This is a genomic window from Paenibacillus plantarum, assembly GCF_013141695.1.
GTDB classification, from domain to species: domain Bacteria; phylum Bacillota; class Bacilli; order Paenibacillales; family NBRC-103111; genus Paenibacillus_E; species Paenibacillus_E plantarum.
In genome coordinates this window covers 32879-51976 of sequence record NZ_WHNY01000083.1, presented here as the reverse complement: position 1 = coordinate 51976, position 19098 = coordinate 32879, and the positions used below count along the sequence as shown (strand labels likewise).

General features: G+C 48.0%; 13 protein-coding genes. 10 read left to right on the top strand and 3 right to left on the bottom strand.

Translation table 11 applies throughout. The features are described 5' to 3' along the window. Nucleotide 1 precedes the first annotated feature (1 nt). The 6 genes from GC096_RS34375 to trpB all read left to right on the top strand — a co-directional run bounded on the left by GC096_RS34375 (nucleotide 2) and on the right by trpB (nucleotide 10112). Complete coding sequence (locus tag GC096_RS34375) at nucleotides 2-1852, top strand: sensor histidine kinase (RefSeq protein ID WP_171637010.1); 1851 nt, start codon at nucleotides 2-4, stop codon at nucleotides 1850-1852. After that, complete coding sequence (locus GC096_RS34370) at nucleotides 1830-3440, top strand: response regulator transcription factor (protein ID WP_171637008.1); 1611 nt, start codon at nucleotides 1830-1832, stop codon at nucleotides 3438-3440. Before GC096_RS34375 ends, GC096_RS34370 begins: the two co-directional genes overlap by 23 nt. A gap of 182 nt (nucleotides 3441-3622) precedes the next feature. Continuing rightward, nucleotides 3623-4957, top strand: coding sequence for an ABC transporter substrate-binding protein (locus GC096_RS34365; protein WP_171637006.1), 1335 nt, complete (start codon nucleotides 3623-3625; stop codon nucleotides 4955-4957). Between the two features lie 178 nt (nucleotides 4958-5135). Further along, a complete protein-coding gene (locus GC096_RS34360) occupies nucleotides 5136-6119 on the top strand; it encodes an aldo/keto reductase (RefSeq protein ID WP_171637004.1) in 984 nt (327 codons plus the stop codon). 162 nt (nucleotides 6120-6281) lie between these two features. Then, on the top strand, nucleotides 6282-8756 hold the full coding sequence (locus GC096_RS34355) for a S9 family peptidase (protein WP_171637002.1): 2475 nt from the start codon (nucleotides 6282-6284) through the stop codon (nucleotides 8754-8756). Nucleotides 8757-8948: 192 nt separating this feature from the next. Next, on the top strand, nucleotides 8949-10112 hold the full coding sequence (gene trpB, locus GC096_RS34350) for a tryptophan synthase subunit beta (RefSeq protein ID WP_171636999.1): 1164 nt from the start codon (nucleotides 8949-8951) through the stop codon (nucleotides 10110-10112). A 212-nt stretch (nucleotides 10113-10324) separates the two neighbouring features. Here the strand turns inward: trpB and GC096_RS34345 are convergent, their stop codons facing one another. Both GC096_RS34345 and GC096_RS34340 read right to left on the bottom strand, forming a co-directional pair. Continuing rightward, nucleotides 10325-10624, bottom strand: a complete 300-nt coding sequence (locus tag GC096_RS34345; RefSeq protein ID WP_171636997.1) for a hypothetical protein — start codon at nucleotides 10622-10624, stop codon at nucleotides 10325-10327. Nucleotides 10625-10822: 198 nt separating this feature from the next. Continuing rightward, nucleotides 10823-11674, bottom strand: a complete 852-nt coding sequence (locus tag GC096_RS34340; RefSeq protein ID WP_246303178.1) for a helix-turn-helix domain-containing protein — start codon at nucleotides 11672-11674, stop codon at nucleotides 10823-10825. A gap of 161 nt (nucleotides 11675-11835) precedes the next feature. Between GC096_RS34340 and GC096_RS34335 the strand changes: the two genes are divergently transcribed. From GC096_RS34335 to GC096_RS34325, 3 genes are all read left to right on the top strand, one after another. Continuing rightward, nucleotides 11836-12909, top strand: coding sequence for a Gfo/Idh/MocA family protein (locus GC096_RS34335; protein ID WP_171636993.1), 1074 nt, complete (start codon nucleotides 11836-11838; stop codon nucleotides 12907-12909). 103 nt (nucleotides 12910-13012) lie between these two features. Further along, a complete protein-coding gene (locus GC096_RS34330; RefSeq protein WP_171636991.1) occupies nucleotides 13013-13849 on the top strand; it encodes a sugar phosphate isomerase/epimerase family protein in 837 nt (278 codons plus the stop codon). 520 nt (nucleotides 13850-14369) lie between these two features. Then, on the top strand, nucleotides 14370-14666 hold the full coding sequence (locus tag GC096_RS34325; RefSeq protein ID WP_171636989.1) for a hypothetical protein: 297 nt from the start codon (nucleotides 14370-14372) through the stop codon (nucleotides 14664-14666). Nucleotides 14667-14850: 184 nt separating this feature from the next. On the opposite strand, the gene GC096_RS34320 is transcribed toward GC096_RS34325, so the two are convergent. Beyond that, nucleotides 14851-17175 carry a response regulator transcription factor gene (locus GC096_RS34320; protein ID WP_171636987.1) on the bottom strand — a complete coding sequence of 775 codons (2325 nt, stop codon included), beginning with the start codon at nucleotides 17173-17175 and terminating at the stop codon, nucleotides 14851-14853. 155 nt (nucleotides 17176-17330) lie between these two features. Between GC096_RS34320 and GC096_RS34315 the strand changes: the two genes are divergently transcribed. Further along, entirely contained in the window at nucleotides 17331-18851 is a 1521-nt protein-coding gene (locus tag GC096_RS34315; RefSeq protein ID WP_246303171.1) for an extracellular solute-binding protein, read from the top strand. Nucleotides 18852-19098 lie beyond the last annotated feature (247 nt).

Genomic DNA, 19098 nt, shown 5'->3' with positions numbered 1-19098 from the left:
GATGAGTTGCTTGAAAAGCTGCGATATTGTGCAGCTTTTTTGGCTTTTAGGATTGCCGCCTGAGGGGAGTGCCTTGATGAACTTATTCAAACGTGTGCGGATTGATCGGTTGTTTTTCAGCAGTTTCGCTTCTTTCTTATCGATCTTGCTGCTCGTCTTTACATGGATCAGCTACAGTGTGACATCTAGGGAACTTGCGGATACATCATCGTACTACCAGCAAGATATGCTCAATGAGTTGAATAAACAGATCGATATCCAGTTGAAATCGATCGAGCAAATGTCGCTGGCTGCTTCCCGCAATATGAATACGATCGGCTATGATCCCTTTGAAAAGGATCCTTTCGAGCTATTTCATCGCAGGGACGATATGCTGCGGATGCTGGCAAGCATCACGTACAGCACGACGATGGTGCAGTCCATCTACTTATATATAGACAATCCAACTAAGACCGATCCCCAGGCTCCTGTGCAAATTCTGGATATGAAGCATGTTCGGGAGGAGTCATGGTATCCGGAAATCCAGAATTCAGACTTCGCCTGGGTCGGGGAGCGGACGCTCCCCACGAATAAAGGGCCGCAACAGTTTATCAGCTTCGCCCGTAAGCTATATAACAATTCGGACAAGTACTATGGACTGCTGATGCTGAACGTGAAGGCATCAGAAATCGAAAGCATGGTTCGCGGGGAGTCCGAGGGTAAAGAGAAGAATCGGTTGCTTTTAGATGCCAGCGGCAGGACGATCGCCACGATTGGAAAGCCGACTTTGAGTGAAAATGATCTTAGGCTGATCAGCAGCAAGGACATCGCATCGAATTATATACACCTACCGGTAAACCAAGATCAGAGTGAGGGAGCTCTGCTCGTATGGAGCAAGGTGCGATCAGATTGGATGTTGATTGAAATCACGCCATGGAATGAGATTGTACACGGCAGTATCCGGCTGGCCTATATCCTAGTCTCTATCGGTCTAATGGCCATCTGCATTACGGCCTTCTTCACGCTGTTCCTGTCAAAGCAATTCACGAAGCCGATTCGCTTGCTGCTTGCGCGAATGGGACGTGTGCCCGCGACAGGGTCTGGCATGGATCCGGATCTGCCTACCGACTATGAGAATGAGTTCGGGAGCTTATTCAACGGCTACCGCCGGCAAATGGAGCGGATTGAAGAGTTGCTGCAATCGCTGCAATCCCAACATAAGCGTAAGCGAGAAGCGGAGATATTGGCGCTGCAAGCGATGATTAATCCCCATTTTTTATACAATACCTTGGATCAGCTGAACTGGATTGCTATTGATTCTGGGCAAGAGAAAATCAGTACAATCGTTTCGTTAATGGGCAAAATGTTCCGTATTGGTCTTTCCAATGGTGAGACAGTCATTCCAATTCGGGATGAGCTGACGCATGTTGATTGCTACCTGCAAATTCAAAAGATTCGTTGGGGCGAACGTCTTACGTACACCATTGAAATCGAAGAGGAGCTAAAAGAACTGTATATTTCGCGTTTAACGATACAGCCATTTGTCGAGAATGCATTCATTCATGGATTTCATGGCAGAAGGGCTGGGGAGGTTCATATTGCCCTTAAGCGTAAAGAAAGCGAATTGGAAATTACCATTCGTGATAATGGAGTAGGTTTGCAGCCAGGTTGGGATGTGCCGAAGCCTCGCAAAACTGGCGGCTATGGCGTTAGGAATGTGATGGACCGCATCGCTGCCTATTTCGGGGAACCTTACGGCGTCACGATGCGAGGCAGAGCGGAAGGCGGAACGGAAGTGGTTCTGCGGCTCCCTGTTCTGCACAATAAATCCGAAGTGGAGGAGGCCTTTCATGTGGAGAGTACTTATTATTGATGATGATTTTCAAGTGCTGGAAGGGATGAAGAAATCCATCCCCTGGGAGCGGTTAGAGGCCGAATGGGTAGGAGAAGCGATGGATGGGCAGGAAGGACTCCAGAAGGTGAAGGAAACGAGCCCAGACATTATCATAACCGACATCTATATGCCTGTGATGAATGGTCTCGAGATGATCGAGCAACTGAAGCAGGTAGGATTTGCAGGAGAAATCATTATTCTCAGTGGCTATTCCGATTTTCAGTACGCGCGTCAAGCGCTGCGACTGCAGGTAAGTGATTACTTGTCGAAGCCAGTCACGATGGATGAGCTTAGTGGTGTGCTGGAGCGGGCTATCCATGAGCTGGAGACCAAGGAGCTGGCGAAACTAGAGCAGGAGGAGACGCGGCGCAGGTTAATGATGTACGAGCCCTTCGTGCAGAAGGAATGGCTGAAGTCGGTCGTCACAGGTACGTTGGGTCGGGCGATGGCGGAGGAAAGCATGGAGCCGATCGACGAGAAATCGTGGCTAAGGCAGAAACATCTCATCATGGGCATCGAGCTGATGGGGACAAACCGTGTATCGAACCTCACCTTAACGGACTGGAGCTTGTTCCGGTTCGCTCTGGCCAACATCATCCGCGAAGTGTTAGAGCGGGATTGGCCGCTTTCTGAGTTCATCGAGCTGCACAGCCATCATGCTGCCATCGTTTTTCATATTCCTCTAGAGCAATCGGATGCAGAGGCTCGAGCGAGTATAAAGCGTATCGGTGCGTACATTTCGGAATGTACCCAGACCTATTTGAAATTAAGTATCCGTATCGGAATAGGAAGTGTACAAGCGGACTGGAGACAACTCTCTGACTCCACAGAAGAGGCTTTCTTGGATCTCCTGCAGCAAACGCTGAACGAAGATCAGGGGACTCGCCTATCCAATCCGGATGATGCGGAGCCCGAGTTTACGATTCGCCCGATCAAGTTTTATCAAGAGCTGGCAGAGGCTATCGTATATGCGAAGAAAGAGGAGACACTTGCGATTGTGGATGCCTACTTGGCGCAGCTTCGCCAAATGCCTTCCGTAACGCCAGCGTATTTGCAATACTTATGCTCGGAACTGTGGACGATTCTGGCCTATTCGCTATACAGTACCGGCGTAGTGCTCGACGATCTGTTTCCCGGTCTGCCGGCAAACCAAGAAATTACCAAGATTCAGACAATCGAGGAGCTCCGGCATTGGCTTGAAAACAAAATCTCCGGCATTTCCTCACAGCGTGGATGGAGCGAACATTCCAAACATAAGGAAGCCATCGATTTCATGATTCAATATGCCCATGAGCATTATGCCGAGGACATTGCTTTGGAAGATTTATCGAAACAGCTGTATTTAACCCGCAATTATTTGAACCGGATGTTTAAGAAAGCGACCGGAGAAACCTTTACGAACTATTTGATCCGTGTAAGGCTGGAGAAAGCCAAAGTACTGCTGACGGAAGGTAAGCACATGATTTATGAGATAGCAGAAAAGGTGGGCTACAAAAATGTGGCTTATTTCAGCTCTATTTTCAAAAAACATTACGGTATGAATCCCAGTGAGCTCGGAAAGAAATAGGTTGTGCTCGATTGTGGTAGAAATGTGTTCATTACCCTTATTTTGATTGTGTCCTTCGGTTTATATAATGAAGATATAAGCGCGCTGCTGATGAATGGAGCTGCCACAGTACCTTCGTTCCTTTTATCGAAAAGGCGTTGACACATGGACCTGAATATGGAGTACAGGAAGGGGTTAACAGAATGATGAACAAGCAGATAAAAAGATGGGGTTTACTGACAGTTACAGCACTTACAGCGGTAAGCTTGACCGCTTGCGGTGGCAATACCGCGACCAGTACCAAAACGGGTGCAAGCGCACAACCAAGCAGCGGTGCAGCAGCAACAGCAGCAGTGGTCGATAATAAGCCTGTGAAACTGCGCATTGTATGGTGGGGCTCACAAGCCAGACATGATGCGACTTTGAAGGCACTTGATGCTTACACGAAGAAACATCCAAACGTTACGTTTGAACCGGAATTTTCCGGGTTCGATGGCTATGCGGATAAGCTTGCCACTCAGGCTGCAGCGAAAAATGCACCAGACGTGATCCAGATGGATCCGGCTTGGCTAGCTGAATATAGTGGAAGAAACCAACTCGTGGATCTGTCCAAAGGTATTAATACCGCGGATATCGATAAATCTCTCGTCGATTCTGGTAAATATAAAGATAAGTTATATGCGATTCCTTTAGGAAATAATGCGACGGGGATGCTATTCAACAAGAATGCAGTGGACAAACTGGGTATCACACCTCCGGCTAATGGCTGGACATGGGATCAATATTTCCAATTCGGCAGGGATGCGAAAGCGAAGCTAGAGAAGGATAAATATGCCTTGATGGATGCGACGAATGATTACACCGTTTACTCCTCCTACCAAAGCAGTCAAGGTAAGGGGAATCCGATTACCGTAGACGGCAAATTCAACTTGGACAAAGATACGTATCTTACGTTCACGAAGAAATATGCTGATCTTCGAAAAGAAGGTGTTGTTCCTCCTCCGGATGTTGCAACGACAGATAAAGAATCCGATGCGAAGATGGATTTGATGAACAACGATACGGTCTTGATCAAGCGCAGCTTCGCGGCCCTATTGCCTGGCTTTGATGGCGTGAAACCGGGCGCTTATAAGTTTGTTACACAGCCTAAAGGTGCGGAGGCAAGCGGCTTCCTGAAGCCGTCCATGTTCTGGTCCATCAGTGCGGATTCCAAGAACATCGAAGCGTCCAAAGCGTTTATCGACTGGTTCGTCAACGATACGGAAGCAGCGGATATTTTGACAACAACGCGCGGCGTACCCGTTTCCAAAAAGGTTCTCGATTATCTGACACCGAAGCTGACTCCTGCAGATAAACAGCAAATCGAGCTGATCAAAAACGTAGCACCAGATGCACAGCCATTTAACCCTGGCGCTAAAGGTTGGAGCAACTACACAGCTAAGGACTTTAAAGATATTGGTGAGAAAATAATGTTTGGCAAAATTACGCCAGAAGCGGCGTATGATGAATTGGTGAAGAAAGCGAAAGATTACCAATAAATCGGAAAATAGAGCAATTCATGAAAAACTCAGGTCGTCGGGATGTTCTCGACAGCTTGAGTTTTTCGCGTTGGTGATGCTCAGCCTCGCCACTTGCGTGAATTGGGTGATTCCTACTGGTATCGTGTATAATCAATGGAAGAATCACATCATAGCTAGTAAGGAATAGGTGAATAGTATGGTGGGGAAAGCAGTACTCCGGCAGATGGGCAGTTCGTCCTTAGCTTTATCGCCACTCGGACTTGGCTGCTGGCAATTCAGCAATGGTCAAGGAATGGTTGGCAAGTTTTGGCCAGTCCTGAAGAAAGCGGATGTGCGCAGCATCGTTCAGACCAGTCTCAAGGGCGGGATTAATTGGTTTGATACAGCGGAGGTGTACGGAAAAGGTCAATCCGAGCAAATGCTGGCGGAAGCGCTGCGCGAAGCGGGACCTTTGGCTGACGGCGCACATATTGCGACGAAGTGGTGGCCGTTCCTTCGCACCGCAAGCAGCATCACGAGTACGATTGATGAGCGCCTTCGGCTGCTGGAGAATCGGACGATCGACTTGCATCAGGTGCATCAGCCTTTTTCATTTTCATCTGTGCGAGAAGAAATGAATGCGATGGCAGGGCTCGTGAAGTCAGGTAAAATCAAGAACGTAGGCGTCAGTAATTTTTCTGCTGATAAAATGCGTGAAGCCGACCGCGTCCTCCGCGAGCACGGACTTCGCCTCATTTCCAACCAAGTGAAGTATAGCTTGTTGGATCGCAGGATTGAGCACAATGGGATCATGGAGGCTGCCAAGGAGCTCGGTGTCGCGATTATCGCGTACTCACCACTGGAGCAGGGGATCTTGAGCGGCAAGTTTCACAAAAACCCAGAGCTGGTGAAAGCGATCAAAGGTCCGCGTAAATTCACATCGGCTTTCCGTGCTTCGGGGCTGCAGAAATCGAAGCCGCTGATCGACAAGTTAGATGAGCTTGCACTGATCTATGATGCATCTCCGACGCAGATTGCACTGAATTGGCTGATTCATGCGCATGGGGAGACCGTGTTCGCCATTCCAGGTGCGTCGAAAACACATCACGCAGAAGAGAATGTGAAAGCCATGCAATTCACACTAACCGAAGAGGAATTAAAGCAAATCAGCGATGTTTCGAATCGCGTGCTGAACGAATAAGAGAAGCCTCCAATCACTTCATCGTGCGTTGGGGGCTTTTACCTTTTTCGCAGCGAATATGAATGTTATACAAATCTCTCCTATAAGTCTATGAATATACTATTTTCTGTCATATAATGGGACGTATTATGTTCGTTGTATTTAGTTTACAGGGGGAGAAATATGAAGATTTTTATTCGAAAAGGGATAGCCTCCCTACTGGCTGCTGTTTGGATTGCGGCCGTTGCCGTGCCGATCAGTGCTCAGGCAAGCAGCGCTGCTGCCGCCTATGAGGACGTGCCAGCCGATTACTATGCGAGTCAAGAAATTACATGGCTTAAACAAAAAGGGATTATTCAAGCCGAAGAGGACGGTAACTTTCATCCAGATGATGCCGTTACACGTGGAGATGCTGCGGTATGGCTCGGCAAGGCGCTTAAGGTGCAGAAGCCGAAGTCATTGAATGGATTCACGGACGTGGCAGAAGCCAGTCCTTACGCGGAAGCGGTGAACGCTTTGAAGGAACGGAATATTGTCCAAGGGGATGGCGGGATGTATCAACCTGCATCCTTTCTAACACGTGAACAGATGGCGAGCTTGCTCGTTCGTGCTTTTCAGCTCAAAGATAATGGCATTCAGGCCTGGCTCAAGGATGAGGGCAGCATCGCAAAGCCGCATCACGACGATGTAATAAGACTGAAGCAAAATTTTATTACCGAGCAATTGACGTTTATGCCACAGGAGCATGTGACGCGTGCCCAGCTTGTCTTATTCATATATCGGACGATTTCTGCGCAAGAAGAGACGTCGCAAGGTACGGTTTCATTGGATGATCTCCTGAAGCTTCCAGATAAGGCTGCTTTACGTTTATCACCTGACGGTACGAAACTAGCTTTATTGCAACCGTGGGAAAACCGCATGAATCTCTATATTCAAAAAGTTGGAGAGACACAAAGCACACGGATTACGAGCTCCAAAGACGAAAATATTCAAAGCTTATATTGGATTACAGACAAAGTGCTCATCTATTCCGTCGATAACGGCGGTACCGAAAATACGCATATTCATGTTGTTCATGCAGACGGTACGGGCGATAAAGACCTGACTCCCTATACGAATGTAAAGGCGGACCTGCTTGATGTGCGGCCTGCTCAGAAAGAAGAGGATTTTGAACTCTTAGTTACCATGAATAAGCGGGATCCCAAAGCAATGGATGTTTACCGGGTAAAGCTAGGATCAGGAGATACAACCCTCCATGTGCAAAATCCAGGAAACGTCAATTATTGGCAGACCGATAACTGGGGCCAAGTTCGTGCAGCGATAGCTGTAGATGGCGAAAAAACAAGCCTCCTCTATAGGCAGGATGAGAACAAAGATTTTGAGAAAATAGCGAGTTTTGATGCAAATGATACCTTTATTCCTGTTATGTTCACTTACAATCCAGGGGCTAATGCAATTGATCAACTCTATGCGGCTTCCAACGTTGGACGCGACAAGGTCGCACTGGTTACTTATGATTTAAGCACGAAGAAAGAGACGGAAGTCATCTATGTGAATGACGAAGTCGATATTAGCAATTTCATCTATTCTTACAAGAAGAGGACCATTCTAGCGGTTTCGTATGAGACGGATGATGTTCATTTGAAATATTTGGATAAAGAGTTTGAAGTGATGTCGCGCCAAATCGATGACAAACTGCAAAACACGCATTGGGGCATTATTGGTTCACCGGATAAAGATGTCCTGCTGCTGCATGCGGGAGGCGATAAGTCATATGGCAGCTATTATTTATATGATCGCAAGATGGATAAGCTCGATAAGATTGCAGATAGTAATCCGAATCTGGATGAGAAGAAGCTGGCCGACATGAAGCCGATTTCTTTCAAAAGTAGAGATGGCTTGACGATTCACGGATATTTAACGTTACCTAAAGGCGCAGCAGCAACGAAACTGCCTCTTGTTGTCAATCCGCATGGCGGGCCGAGGGCTCGCGATTCCTGGGGCTACAGCTCGGAAGTTCAGCTGCTGGCTAGCCAAGGGTACGCTGTGCTGCAATTAAATTTCCGAGGCTCAACAGGCTATGGGAAAGCCTTCCTGCATGCTGGAGATAAGCAATGGGGCCAAGCGATGCAGAATGATATCACGGACGGTGTTAAATGGCTGATTGAACGGGGCACTGCAGACCCTGAACGTGTGGCGATATACGGAGCCTCCTACGGTGGATATGCGACGTTGGCGGGTATGGCGTTTACGCCGGATTTGTACGCAGCAGGTGTGGATTATGTAGGTCCGTCCGGCCTATTAACGTTTTTGAACTCGATGCCACCATATTGGGAGATTGGTCGTTCGCAGATGTACCAACAGGTAGGTGACCCTGTTAAAGATAAGAAGATGCTCGAAGCGTATTCGCCCGTGCTGCATGCGGACCAAATCAAAGCCCCTCTCATGATCGCACAAGGCGTGAATGATCCGAGGGTGAAGAGAACGGAATCGGATCAAATGGTGACGGCGCTACGTAAACTAGATGTCGATGTACCTTATATGCTCAAAATGTCCGAAGGACATGGTTATTCCAAGTTAGAAAATGAACGGGATTTCTACCAGGCACTTATCCATTTTCTGAATAAGAACGTGAAGAACAAGAAGAAAGCGTCGTAGAACTATATTGAGGACTGTCCTAGTAGGGGAGCCTCGAATGAATGAGAGGCCTTAGGGCCTCTTTTTTGTCTGTGTGCTGACGAACTACTTCTTGAAGTTGTAAAATGTGCAACACCACAAACTGGCTATTTATGGTACGATGGAAACTAGGTCGGACAGACTATTACTATGTATATTGGAGGCGCTTACAGTATGAGTCAGGAACAATTGCAGGAAGGGTATTTTGGGGAGTTCGGAGGTAGCTTCGTGCCGCCAGAATTACAGGAAGTGCTAAATTATCTGAGTGAGCAATTCTATAAGTATAAAGACGATGCGGAATTTAATGAAGAATATAGTTATTATTTACGTGAATATGTCGGTCGCGAGAATCCACTGACCTATGTGAAGAGGTTGTCGGAGACTTGGGGCGGTGCGAAAGTCTATCTAAAGCGTGAGGACCTGAACCACACGGGTGCGCACAAAATTAACAACGTAATCGGTCAAATTCTGCTCGCCAAGCGGATGGGTGCCAAGCGGATTATCGCCGAGACTGGAGCTGGACAGCATGGCGTCGCAACGGCGACAGCCTGCGCTATGTTCGACATGGAATGCATCATCTATATGGGCGCCGAAGATACGCGTCGTCAATCCTTGAATGTTTTCCGGATGGAGCTGCTTGGCGCTACCGTTGTTCCCGTTCACAAAGGACAAGGTCGCCTGAAGGATGCTGTTGACGAAGCCTTGGGAGATCTTGTTCAGAATTACAAGAACACGTTCTACTTGCTTGGTTCTGCCGTCGGCCCACATCCGTTCCCGTCGATGGTTAAACATTTCCAATCGATCGTCAGCGAGGAATCCAAGCGTCAGATTCTCGAAAAGGAGGGTCGCCTGCCAGATGCGGTTATCGCCTGCGTAGGGGGAGGAAGTAACGCGATCGGCGCGTTTGCCCACTACCTAGACGAACCATCGGTTCGATTGATCGGGGTCGAGCCGGATCAAGCGCCTACGTTGACTGAAGGTGTTCCGAGCGTCATTCACGGCTTCAAGTGCCTGGTGCTGCTGGACGAGGAGGGTAACCCACGGAAGACCTATTCGATTGCAGCGGGTCTCGATTATCCAGGCATAGGGCCGGAGCATAGCTATTTGAAAGTAACGGAGAGAGCGGAATATGTGACAGTCAGCAATGATGAAGTTTTGGCTGCATTTCAGGAGTTGTCTCGCATGGAAGGGATTATTCCTGCGCTTGAGAGCGCGCATGCTGTCGCTTATGCGAAGAAGCTTGCTCCGACGATGAGTAAGGATCAAATCATCATCATCAACCTCTCTGGTCGCGGAGACAAGGATGTCGAACAAGTATTCGAAATGCTTAAGAAATAAACGACCTTATAATCCCGTCACGATGGCGATAAGTGGGGCACCCCCTTGGGGTGTCCTAACAAGCCGACATGAAAATGTAACAAGATTGAAATCTGATCTTCAGGTAGATTTAAGGAAACGAGCCTATACTAAATCTCGACCCCCTTTTAAATATATATACCTTGAGACCTGCGGCCCGTTGCTGTGGGTCATTTTTTTGTAGATGTACGAATTTAGAAAATTCCGAATTCCATATTATTCCATATATCATACAAATAGCCCACAGTCAGGATGGCAGCGAGTATAGTCATAAATGCGTTAAATTGTTTGAAAATGATGGAGCTCAGTAAGACCGCTAGTGGAAGATAGTACATGTAGATTTGACTAAACATCTCAAACTGCGGCTCCAAATAAGGTGAACATAGTACCAGAATGACGATGGATAAGATCGAATAAAGAAACCCTACGAGAATACCCAGAATAATTAAACCGATGAAATCAATAACTTTCGTATACACGCTTATTCTTTCCATTACCACACCTCCCCTTCGATACTTACATTTTAGTAAAGTAAGCCCAGTAGGATAAGTACTAACATTTCATAGTACCGGTGTAGTAGGGTTGTAGCGCTGTTCAGTAGAACGGCAAAAGAGCTGCCTCGCGGCAGCTTTCTACATACGAAATGGTAGGAGGGGTCATCACCAAAGTTAGGCACATCAGACCTGTCCTGTTTACGTTACAGCACGCCCATGCTCAACTCGTCTGTACTCCTTCGGCACAATGCCCTTACTCTCTCGGAATATCCGCGAAAAGGTTTTGTACGAGCCATAGCCAACTTCCAATGCGATTTCCGTGACGCTCATGTCGGTGGAGACCAGCAAGCTGCAGGCATGACGCAAGCGCAGATCGTGCAGGAAGTGGACGAAGGTTTGGCCTGTTGTTTGCTTAATCACTTCGCTGATGCGTGACACGCTCATCGTGAAGCGAGCTGCCAGATCGGACAGTGCCAAATCTTCTTGATAATTCCGATGGATATAATGAATAATCGGCCACACGGCGTGGCTGGACCTTGATGGGGATTTGGCCAACGTTGCAGCTTCTTCCTCCTGGCCTGCGTGCTGGAAGCGATGCCGATCGAAGCGGATCAGTATTTCCTTCAATTTGGCCTTCAGCAGGGTCTGCCTGTACCGCTCGTCACCGTGATACTCTTTCACCATCTCTTCGATGAGAGCCGACATCATCTCTTGCTCAGCCCCTTCGAACTGTACATAAGCTGGCAATCCATTCGCATCATTAAACAGATCAGAGAGACCTTGATCGTTCCCTGGTTCCATGAGCAGATCCATACTGAACATGCCGTTGAAGAGAACTAGCTTTTGACCCGGATCCGTAAAAATCTCATGCACCTGATAGGGCAGTACAAACGTGAAAGTGCCAGGCGCCATCGTATGTTTCACATCATTTATGGATTCAGCGCCACGTCCTTCAACCACATAAGAGAACTCCAGGTAATCATGGCGGTGCGCGCGAAAGCCATGTTCCAATGTATTTCTACTAAGGTGAAATGGGAAGGGGGAGTGCATATTAGGGTACGTTTTCAGATAATCTGGAAAATACGTCATGATCAGTCAGGGCTCCTTCGAAAAAATGGGACGTTTTCCGAATATACGGTACGACTTCTTAGTGATCTTATTTTATCATAAAAGCAGGGTCAACAGCGTGTACTTATGAGGAGGAACGAATCGTGGAAAGCGTTAACAAAATTAGAATTGGAATTATTGGTGCAGGCAATATTGGCGGGGTTCATATTCGGGAGTTTTCAAAGCTGGCGGAACTCTGTGAAATTACGGCGATTACAGATGCGTACTTGCCTTTAGCTACAGCGAGAGCGCAAGAGCATGGCATTGCTCATGTGGCTGCCACACCGGAGGAATTAATTCAAAGCGCGAACGTCGACGCCGTCATTATTGGGGTGCCGAATCAATACCATGCTTCCCTTGCTGTTCAAGCGATTGAAGCGGGTAAACATGTACTTATCGAGAAGCCTATGGGCATTAACGCCGAAGCGGCTAAACAAATATATGAAGCAAGTAAAGCGGCGAATACGATTGTGATGATCGGTCACCAAATGCGCTGGGAATCCGTTCCTATGCAAATCAAAGAGCAGGTTGAAGCGGGCGAGCTGGGCAAAATTTATACAGCCAAAACCGGTTGGTTCCGTCGCAAAGGTATCCCAGGTTGGGGGACTTGGTTCACGAAAATGGATGAGTCCGGTGGCGGTCCGTTGATCGATATCGGCGTTCATATGCTGGATCTTGCCCTGTATTTGATGGGGAATCCGAAACCAGTTTCTGTTGTTGGTGCAACGTATGCGGAATTCGGGCCGCGCCGCAAAGGGATTGGTACATGGGGCAAACCGAATTGGAATGGTACCTATGATGTAGAGGATTTGGCAACTGCGCTGATTCGTATGGAAGATGGCAGCACGCTGACGCTTGAAGTGAGCTGGGCGGTTCACATGGACACAGACAACACGCCTTTCGTACACCTCATGGGCGCGGATGGCGGAGCTAGCTACAAGGGACCTACGGGTAAATTGCTGACAGAGAAATTCAACCGTCCGATCGAGACTGAATTGAAAAAGCCTGAGAATGATGAAGGCGAGCGCCTACGTCTTAGCCTACATTTCCTAGATTGTATTCGTGAAGGCAAACAGCCGATCACATCGGCGCTTTCCGGTTATACGAACAATTTGATTCTCGATGCGATTTACGAGTCTTCGCGTACGGGTAGTGAAGTGAAATTGAACTGGGAGTAGTCTCGGCTAGAACGAAGTAAGCGGAACAGAGTGAATATAGAACGGACAGCGTGAAGAACAGACTAAGAAAGCGTATTGCAGCAACCATTTGGAGGGATTATCGATGCTTAGAGGGTTAACGAGAGCAGGGCTTGGCAAGATCGAGAGTAACGAGCAGTTCATCGAGTTAGCGGCAAAATATGGCTTCCAAGCGGTCGACATCGACGCTTTGAGCCTTGTAGAAGCTCACACCATAGCTGGTGCTCGTGAGTTATTAGAGAAGAATGGACTCGTTGTCGGGTCCATTGGTTTGCCCGTGGAATGGCGTTCCACGGAAGAGGTGTTTCGCGTTGGGCTGCCGAAGCTAGCCCAAGCCGCGGAAGCGGCAGCAGCGCTCGGCTGCACGAGCTGCTGCACGTATGTGCTGCCCTCGACAGACCTCGGGGCAGCGCACTTCATGGCGCTCGCGACGCGCAGATTGCGCACGTGCGCCCAAATCCTAGGCGCCTACGGCATCCGCCTAGGGCTGGAGTTCGTCGGTCCGCATCATCTGCGGACACGGTGGCAGAACCCGTTCATCTGGACCATCGATGAAACGTTGGATTGGATCGATGCGATCGGTGAGCGCAACGTGGGCTTATTGTTCGATTCGTACCACTGGTACACGAATGGTGGGACTGTCGCGGATATCGAGAAGCTCCGCGTCGATCAGATCGTGCATGTGCACATCAACGATGCGCCGGATGTGCCGGTTGAGGAAGTTCTCGACAACGGACGTGTGTATCCGGGCGAGGGCGTTATTAATTTGGCAGGCTTCCTGCAAGGCCTACAGCGTATTGGTTACACCGGCGCCGTGGCGCAGGAGATCCTGACGGCCGAAGCGCCGACAGATTCTCCGGAGAGCTTGGTGGAGCGGTCCAAAGCTGGCTTCGACAAGGTGTATGCCGCGGCGGGGCTGTAGGTTGTTGTGTTGCGTGTTGTGTGGAGAGCGAATCCTTCGGGATTCGCTTTTTTTGTTTTTAGGGGCTCCGCTGCCCCAACTCCCCCCAACTTTAATCGACCGCACTTACAACTAGCTAAAATCGAAATGGAGGGAGCCTCAGCGGCTCAATGATATACTTTGCCCCTTTTTGCGAAATAACTGGATTTCCTCCCGCTAATTAGCGGGAAATCCACGTCTTGGGACGTTTAACTGGATTTCCTACAGTTATTTTCCTCGCTTTTCCGCCTCTACGCTGAAAAGCCGAAAATTAGCTGTAGGAAATCCATCTAATCGCAGATTCTCAGTGAATCCGCCGAAATTAGCTGTAGTTTTTCCAGCTAAATGGCGCCACAGCTAATCCCAAGCCACCTTCCGCAGCGATTCCCACAGCCCCATGCATCTCCGTCGACAAAAATTCCTACATTTCGTCCCTAAAGTGTGACAAACTTCTCACGGAAACTCGGGTACGATTTTAAAAAAGCGAAAAGGAGATAAGATCATGCAAATTAAGAATAAACAGGACATCAGCTTGATTTTGGACAACTTTTCAAACTTCGCAGAGTGGGACGCAGCAGGGAAGAAGCTTTACCTTGTTTTTGCTGATAAAAAACGTGGAGGTCAATGGACCTTAATGAGTTATGAAGACGAACGCTTCAGTGTGCATGGCGTCGGGAAAGATTATGAGGACGCAGAAGAGTTGTTCTTCGATGAGCGTAATCAGGTGCTCTCCTTCCTGTGGGACAACCGTGCCGCGCTTAAAGCAGCGGTTGATTCCAGCCAAGTCGTTTCCGCTTAACCGCGTAGAAACGAAGATCATGTGGACAAGCCTCCTCGAGGCTGTCCTACATCTCACAAGGCGAACAATAGCCTGCGAAACCACCAACAATCATGTGGTGGCTTCGCGGGCTGTTTGCTTTTTCGCAGCAGTGGCTTCGCAGGCTGTTTGCCTTTCCAGCGGTGGAAGGCAAACAGCTCTTCCCTTACGTACTAGGCTTCAAGCCCTCCCTCTGCTTATCCCGGTACTGACCAGGCGTAAGCCCTTCCTGCTTGCGGAAGGAGCGGATGAAATTCTGCGAGTTGTTGTAGCGCAGCTTCGAGGAGATATCCTTGATCGGCATATCGGTCTCGGAGAGCCATTTTTTCGCCATATTGAAACGGTAGTTCGATAAGTAATCACTGAAGGAGCAGTTCGTCTCTTTGCGGAAAATGCTGCTCAAATAATTGGCATTGTAATGCAAGCGAGAAGCGCACTCCTCGAGTGTCAGATCGGTGTCGTAGTAATGCTGCACGAGATCGATAATTTTCTCGGAAATGTTGTGGTACTGCGCATCCTGCCTGTCGCGGTAAATACGGATCAGCGGATGGATGACCTCGGTCCAGAACCAGTCCTCGATCTCGGGGGTCGTGTGCAGGCCGAGCACTTCCTCGAACAAAGAGCCTTTGTTCGGATGAATTTGATTCAAGGCGATGCCGGATTCCTGCATCATCATCAGCAGGTTGTTGAGCAGCCGCGCTAGCGGAATTTGATACTCCTGCGGGGTGAGCTGTGCCGCGAAAACAGCATGCAGCAGCTGCTTCAACAGCTCGCGGGATTTATCCTTTTCGGCTAGCTTAATGCTGTCGATCAGTTCATTCTCAATAGGCTTGGGATAGTTCAAATTCAAGTAATGCTTCCCTGAGTTGATGTTCTCATACTGGATAATAATGCCCTCGCCGAGCTTGATACGATGCTTCAAAGCCTCGAGCCCCTCTTTATAGGCTAGCGACATCTGGGTAAACGCATGAATCGGCAAGGAGATCCCGATGGAGATGTGCAGCTTCAGGAAGTTATAAATATGCTGTTGAACCTGCTCGGTTAGGCTGTACACCATCGTACGGAAGTCGCTGTCGACGCTGTCCGAGCTGCCAATCATGGTCACAATGGTCTGGTCAATCAGGATCGGCGCTAAGCGCTGCTCCGAAGGAATGAGCTCCTCCATCATGTTGTGCACGGCGAAGAGCAGCAGCTCCATGTCCTTTTTCTCATAGCGAGTGTGATCGATGGCGTCGATTTGGATGGTGATGACGGACATCGTTTTCCAAGCAGCAATATGGTCGGTGTAGCCGAATTGGGCAAGTTTCTCTAGCAGCTCAGTCGGCTTAATATGCCCCTGAAAAGCTTTGATCAGGAAGAAGGTCCGCACCTGGCCGATATGCTGATGGACTTCTTTTTCAAGCTGCGATTTCGATTGGAACAACGTGTGTACATGCTCACTGATCATCTGAAATTCATTCGCTTTGCGCTTCTGATTGCCGCTAACCAAGCCTCCGATTTGATTCAGAAGAAGCTGGATCGGTGAGTACATTTTACGCGAAACGAGCCATGCGAGCAGCAAAGCAAGAAGCAGCATCAGGGCGCAAATATAGATCGTATAGGTTCCAATTTTGCTGGATTCCTTGGTCAAGCTATCAATTGACGTCAAGGAAAGATAGGTCCAGTTGTTCAGGTTCGAACGCAAATACGTAACGGAATAAGGCTTATCGTGAATGCTGGCGCGGAACTGTCCGCTCTCATCTTCATCAAGGTGTGTCAGGTCGGTCAGACCGGCAGCTGTGATTGATTTTCCGATGAGACCTGGATCCCGATTCATTACAATTCGCTGGTGTTCGTCCATGATGACAATGTCATCGGGATGCTCACTATCACTTTGAATCATATCCTTCAGGGAGCAGGCAGGGATATTAGCTAAAGCGAGGCCGAATTTATCGAGTCCAGTGGTCGGCAGCTTTTTAACTAGCGAAATACTATAGTCACAGGTCACGCTTCGCGCATTTTCTTCGGTGTAAAACCACTCGGAAGGATTCAGGATCCACGTGCTATTATCTTGCGTGTTCATCAAGGAAATCAATTTATCAGCAAACGGATACTTATCGAATTTGTAGAGCCCTGAATTTTTGATCATCCAATTCTGTTTCGCATTAATCAAGAGTACATCTTCCAGCCTTGTGTCAAAAGATTGCATATACCGAATCTCACTTCGCAGATCATCGTACATCATGAAATCGGTTACAGTCAGCGGCATGTCCATGGCCTTTTTGAGAACAGTGGAATTGATGACCTGATTTAGTGTATGGTTGACAGTGGTTAATTTCTGCTCTACATTGGAGTTAATTTGGGTGATTAACTGCATTTTTCCTTCGTTTACATTTTTTTGGATTTCGTTTGAAGACGTAAAGAAGGCGAAAGCGCCGATAAAGATCACAGGCAGCGTACTAAGCAAGAAGCTGAATATCGTCATTTTGCTAAGAAAACTTAAAGAGCGCATCGCATCCAACACCTTATCTGTTCAAAGAATCATTCGTCAGACTATCTATGTATTGTAGTCAAGAGTGCGGTTCAGATCAATAATCATCTGCAAATGGGATAATCATTATCTCATATTTGCCGCCCAAAACACAGCTGTTGCAAGGAGGAGTTAGCATGAGAAGTGGAATAGTTGGCCAGCGGTTTAAGTGGACAGGACGAATGAGTATCGTTCTTATTGTCATCATGTTGATCAGTGCCTGTCAGAACGACAACACGCCAAAAGCAGAAGATGATAAAGGTGCAAGGCCTGTTATTTCTATTATGGCACCTCTTCATTTTCCGCATCCGCCCATACCTGAGCTTGTCCAAGCGATTGAGAATAAGACGCAAACGAAGCTGGAATTGAATTGGGTTCCGGATGGCATCTACACGGATAAAATGAATACGGCCCTTACGACGAACTCGTTGAAAAAGGCAACCTACGTGAAATATACGGATTACATGCTGATGAAAAATTCGATCCGTTCCGGCGCATTCTGGGATATTGGGCCGTATTTGGATGCGTATCCAAATTTAAAAAAGCTGAATAAAGAGATTTTGGGGCAAGCGGCGGTCGATGGCAAAATCTATGGCTTATATACCGAGCGCCCGTCCTCTCGGCAAGGCATTATTATTCGTGAGGATTGGCTGAATAATCTTAAGTTGAAAAAGCCGACGAATTTAAATGAACTTTATGAGGTTTTAAAAGCGTTCACATATGGCGACCCTGATCGCGACGGGAAGAATGATACGATCGGGTTAACGGACCGCAATGACTTGGTGTTCGGTTCCTTTAAGACGCTCAGCTCCTATTTTGGGACACCGAATAATTGGGGTGTTACCGGAGGTAAGCTTGTACCGGAGTTTGAAACGCAGTCCTATATCGATGCGATGAATTTCATGAAGAAGCTCTATGATGAGAAGCTGATTAATTCGGATTTTGCGGTAACGAGTAAGGAAGTACAGCGAGATAAGCTGATTCGCGGCACGGCCGGCGTGTACATTGGCAGTATGCAGGATGTGCAGCGTCTTTCCGATGAGGCGCAGTTAGTGAATCCGGAGGCAAGACTGACGTTGGTGAATCATATTGAAGGGCCGCAAGGATTTCATATTTGGTCCATTCCAAACTATAGTGCATTATATCTCTTTTCGAAAAAGGCTATAAGAACCGAGGCGGAACTGAAGCAGATGCTGCAGTTTTTTGATCGGACGATGGATAAAGATGTCGCCAATCTCATGAAGTACGGCCTAGAGGGACGGCATTATACAGTTAAAAATGGGCAAATCCAGCTCTCCGAAGAGACGTCGAAGATTCGTGTCAATGAAGTCAACGCCTTGTATGCGCTGATGATCGCCGATCTGAACAACCCGAACGTCATTCCCGTTGTGGAAAGTGAATCTTTGTCCCAGCTGGCCGATACGCTGAGCTTGGATAATGAGAAATACGTCGTCAAGGATCCGACATTAGGCATGGAGTCAAAGACCTACGACGAACGAGGCGTCGAGTTGTACAAAATCATCTCCGATGCGACGTACAATTATATTCTGGGCAAGCTGGATAAAGCGGCTTTTCAACAAGAAATCGAGCGTTGGAAGCGCGGCGGCGGGAATCAGATGATAACGGAGTATAATGAGGCATTTGCGAAGAAGGGGTAGTCGGGTCTCGCACCTGTAAACTCTGGGACATCGTGCGAATAACTGGATTTCCTACAGCTAAATTTGGCGGATTTCGTTGGAAAGTGTGATTAGATGGAAAATAGGTAGTTAATTCGAGCTACTATTGGCCATATGAGTAATTTAGCTTAAATTAGATGGAGGTTTTCCATCTATCTTCGATATTGGGTGCATTTCGGTGGAATTAGATGGAGGTTTTCCAGTTAATTGCTGATCGAGGTAAGCGTCT

Excerpts from the sequence above, each read along its gene's own strand:
- GC096_RS34375 (WP_171637010.1), top strand. The coding sequence starts at position 2 with ATGAGTTGCTTGAAAAGCTGCGATATTGTGCAGCTTTTTTGGCTTTTA.
- GC096_RS34370 (WP_171637008.1), top strand. The coding sequence starts at position 1,830 with ATGTGGAGAGTACTTATTATTGATGATGATTTTCAAGTGCTGGAAGGG.
- GC096_RS34365 (WP_171637006.1), top strand. The coding sequence starts at position 3,623 with ATGATGAACAAGCAGATAAAAAGATGGGGTTTACTGACAGTTACAGCA.
- GC096_RS34360 (WP_171637004.1), top strand. The coding sequence starts at position 5,136 with ATGGTGGGGAAAGCAGTACTCCGGCAGATGGGCAGTTCGTCCTTAGCT.
- GC096_RS34355 (WP_171637002.1), top strand. The coding sequence starts at position 6,282 with ATGAAGATTTTTATTCGAAAAGGGATAGCCTCCCTACTGGCTGCTGTT.
- trpB (WP_171636999.1), top strand. The coding sequence starts at position 8,949 with ATGAGTCAGGAACAATTGCAGGAAGGGTATTTTGGGGAGTTCGGAGGT.
- GC096_RS34345 (WP_171636997.1), bottom strand. The coding sequence starts at position 10,624 with ATGGAAAGAATAAGCGTGTATACGAAAGTTATTGATTTCATCGGTTTA.
- GC096_RS34340 (WP_246303178.1), bottom strand. The coding sequence starts at position 11,674 with ATGCACTCCCCCTTCCCATTTCACCTTAGTAGAAATACATTGGAACAT.
- GC096_RS34330 (WP_171636991.1), top strand. The coding sequence starts at position 13,013 with ATGCTTAGAGGGTTAACGAGAGCAGGGCTTGGCAAGATCGAGAGTAAC.
- GC096_RS34325 (WP_171636989.1), top strand. The coding sequence starts at position 14,370 with ATGCAAATTAAGAATAAACAGGACATCAGCTTGATTTTGGACAACTTT.
- GC096_RS34320 (WP_171636987.1), bottom strand. The coding sequence starts at position 17,175 with ATGCGCTCTTTAAGTTTTCTTAGCAAAATGACGATATTCAGCTTCTTG.
- GC096_RS34315 (WP_246303171.1), top strand. The coding sequence starts at position 17,331 with ATGAGAAGTGGAATAGTTGGCCAGCGGTTTAAGTGGACAGGACGAATG.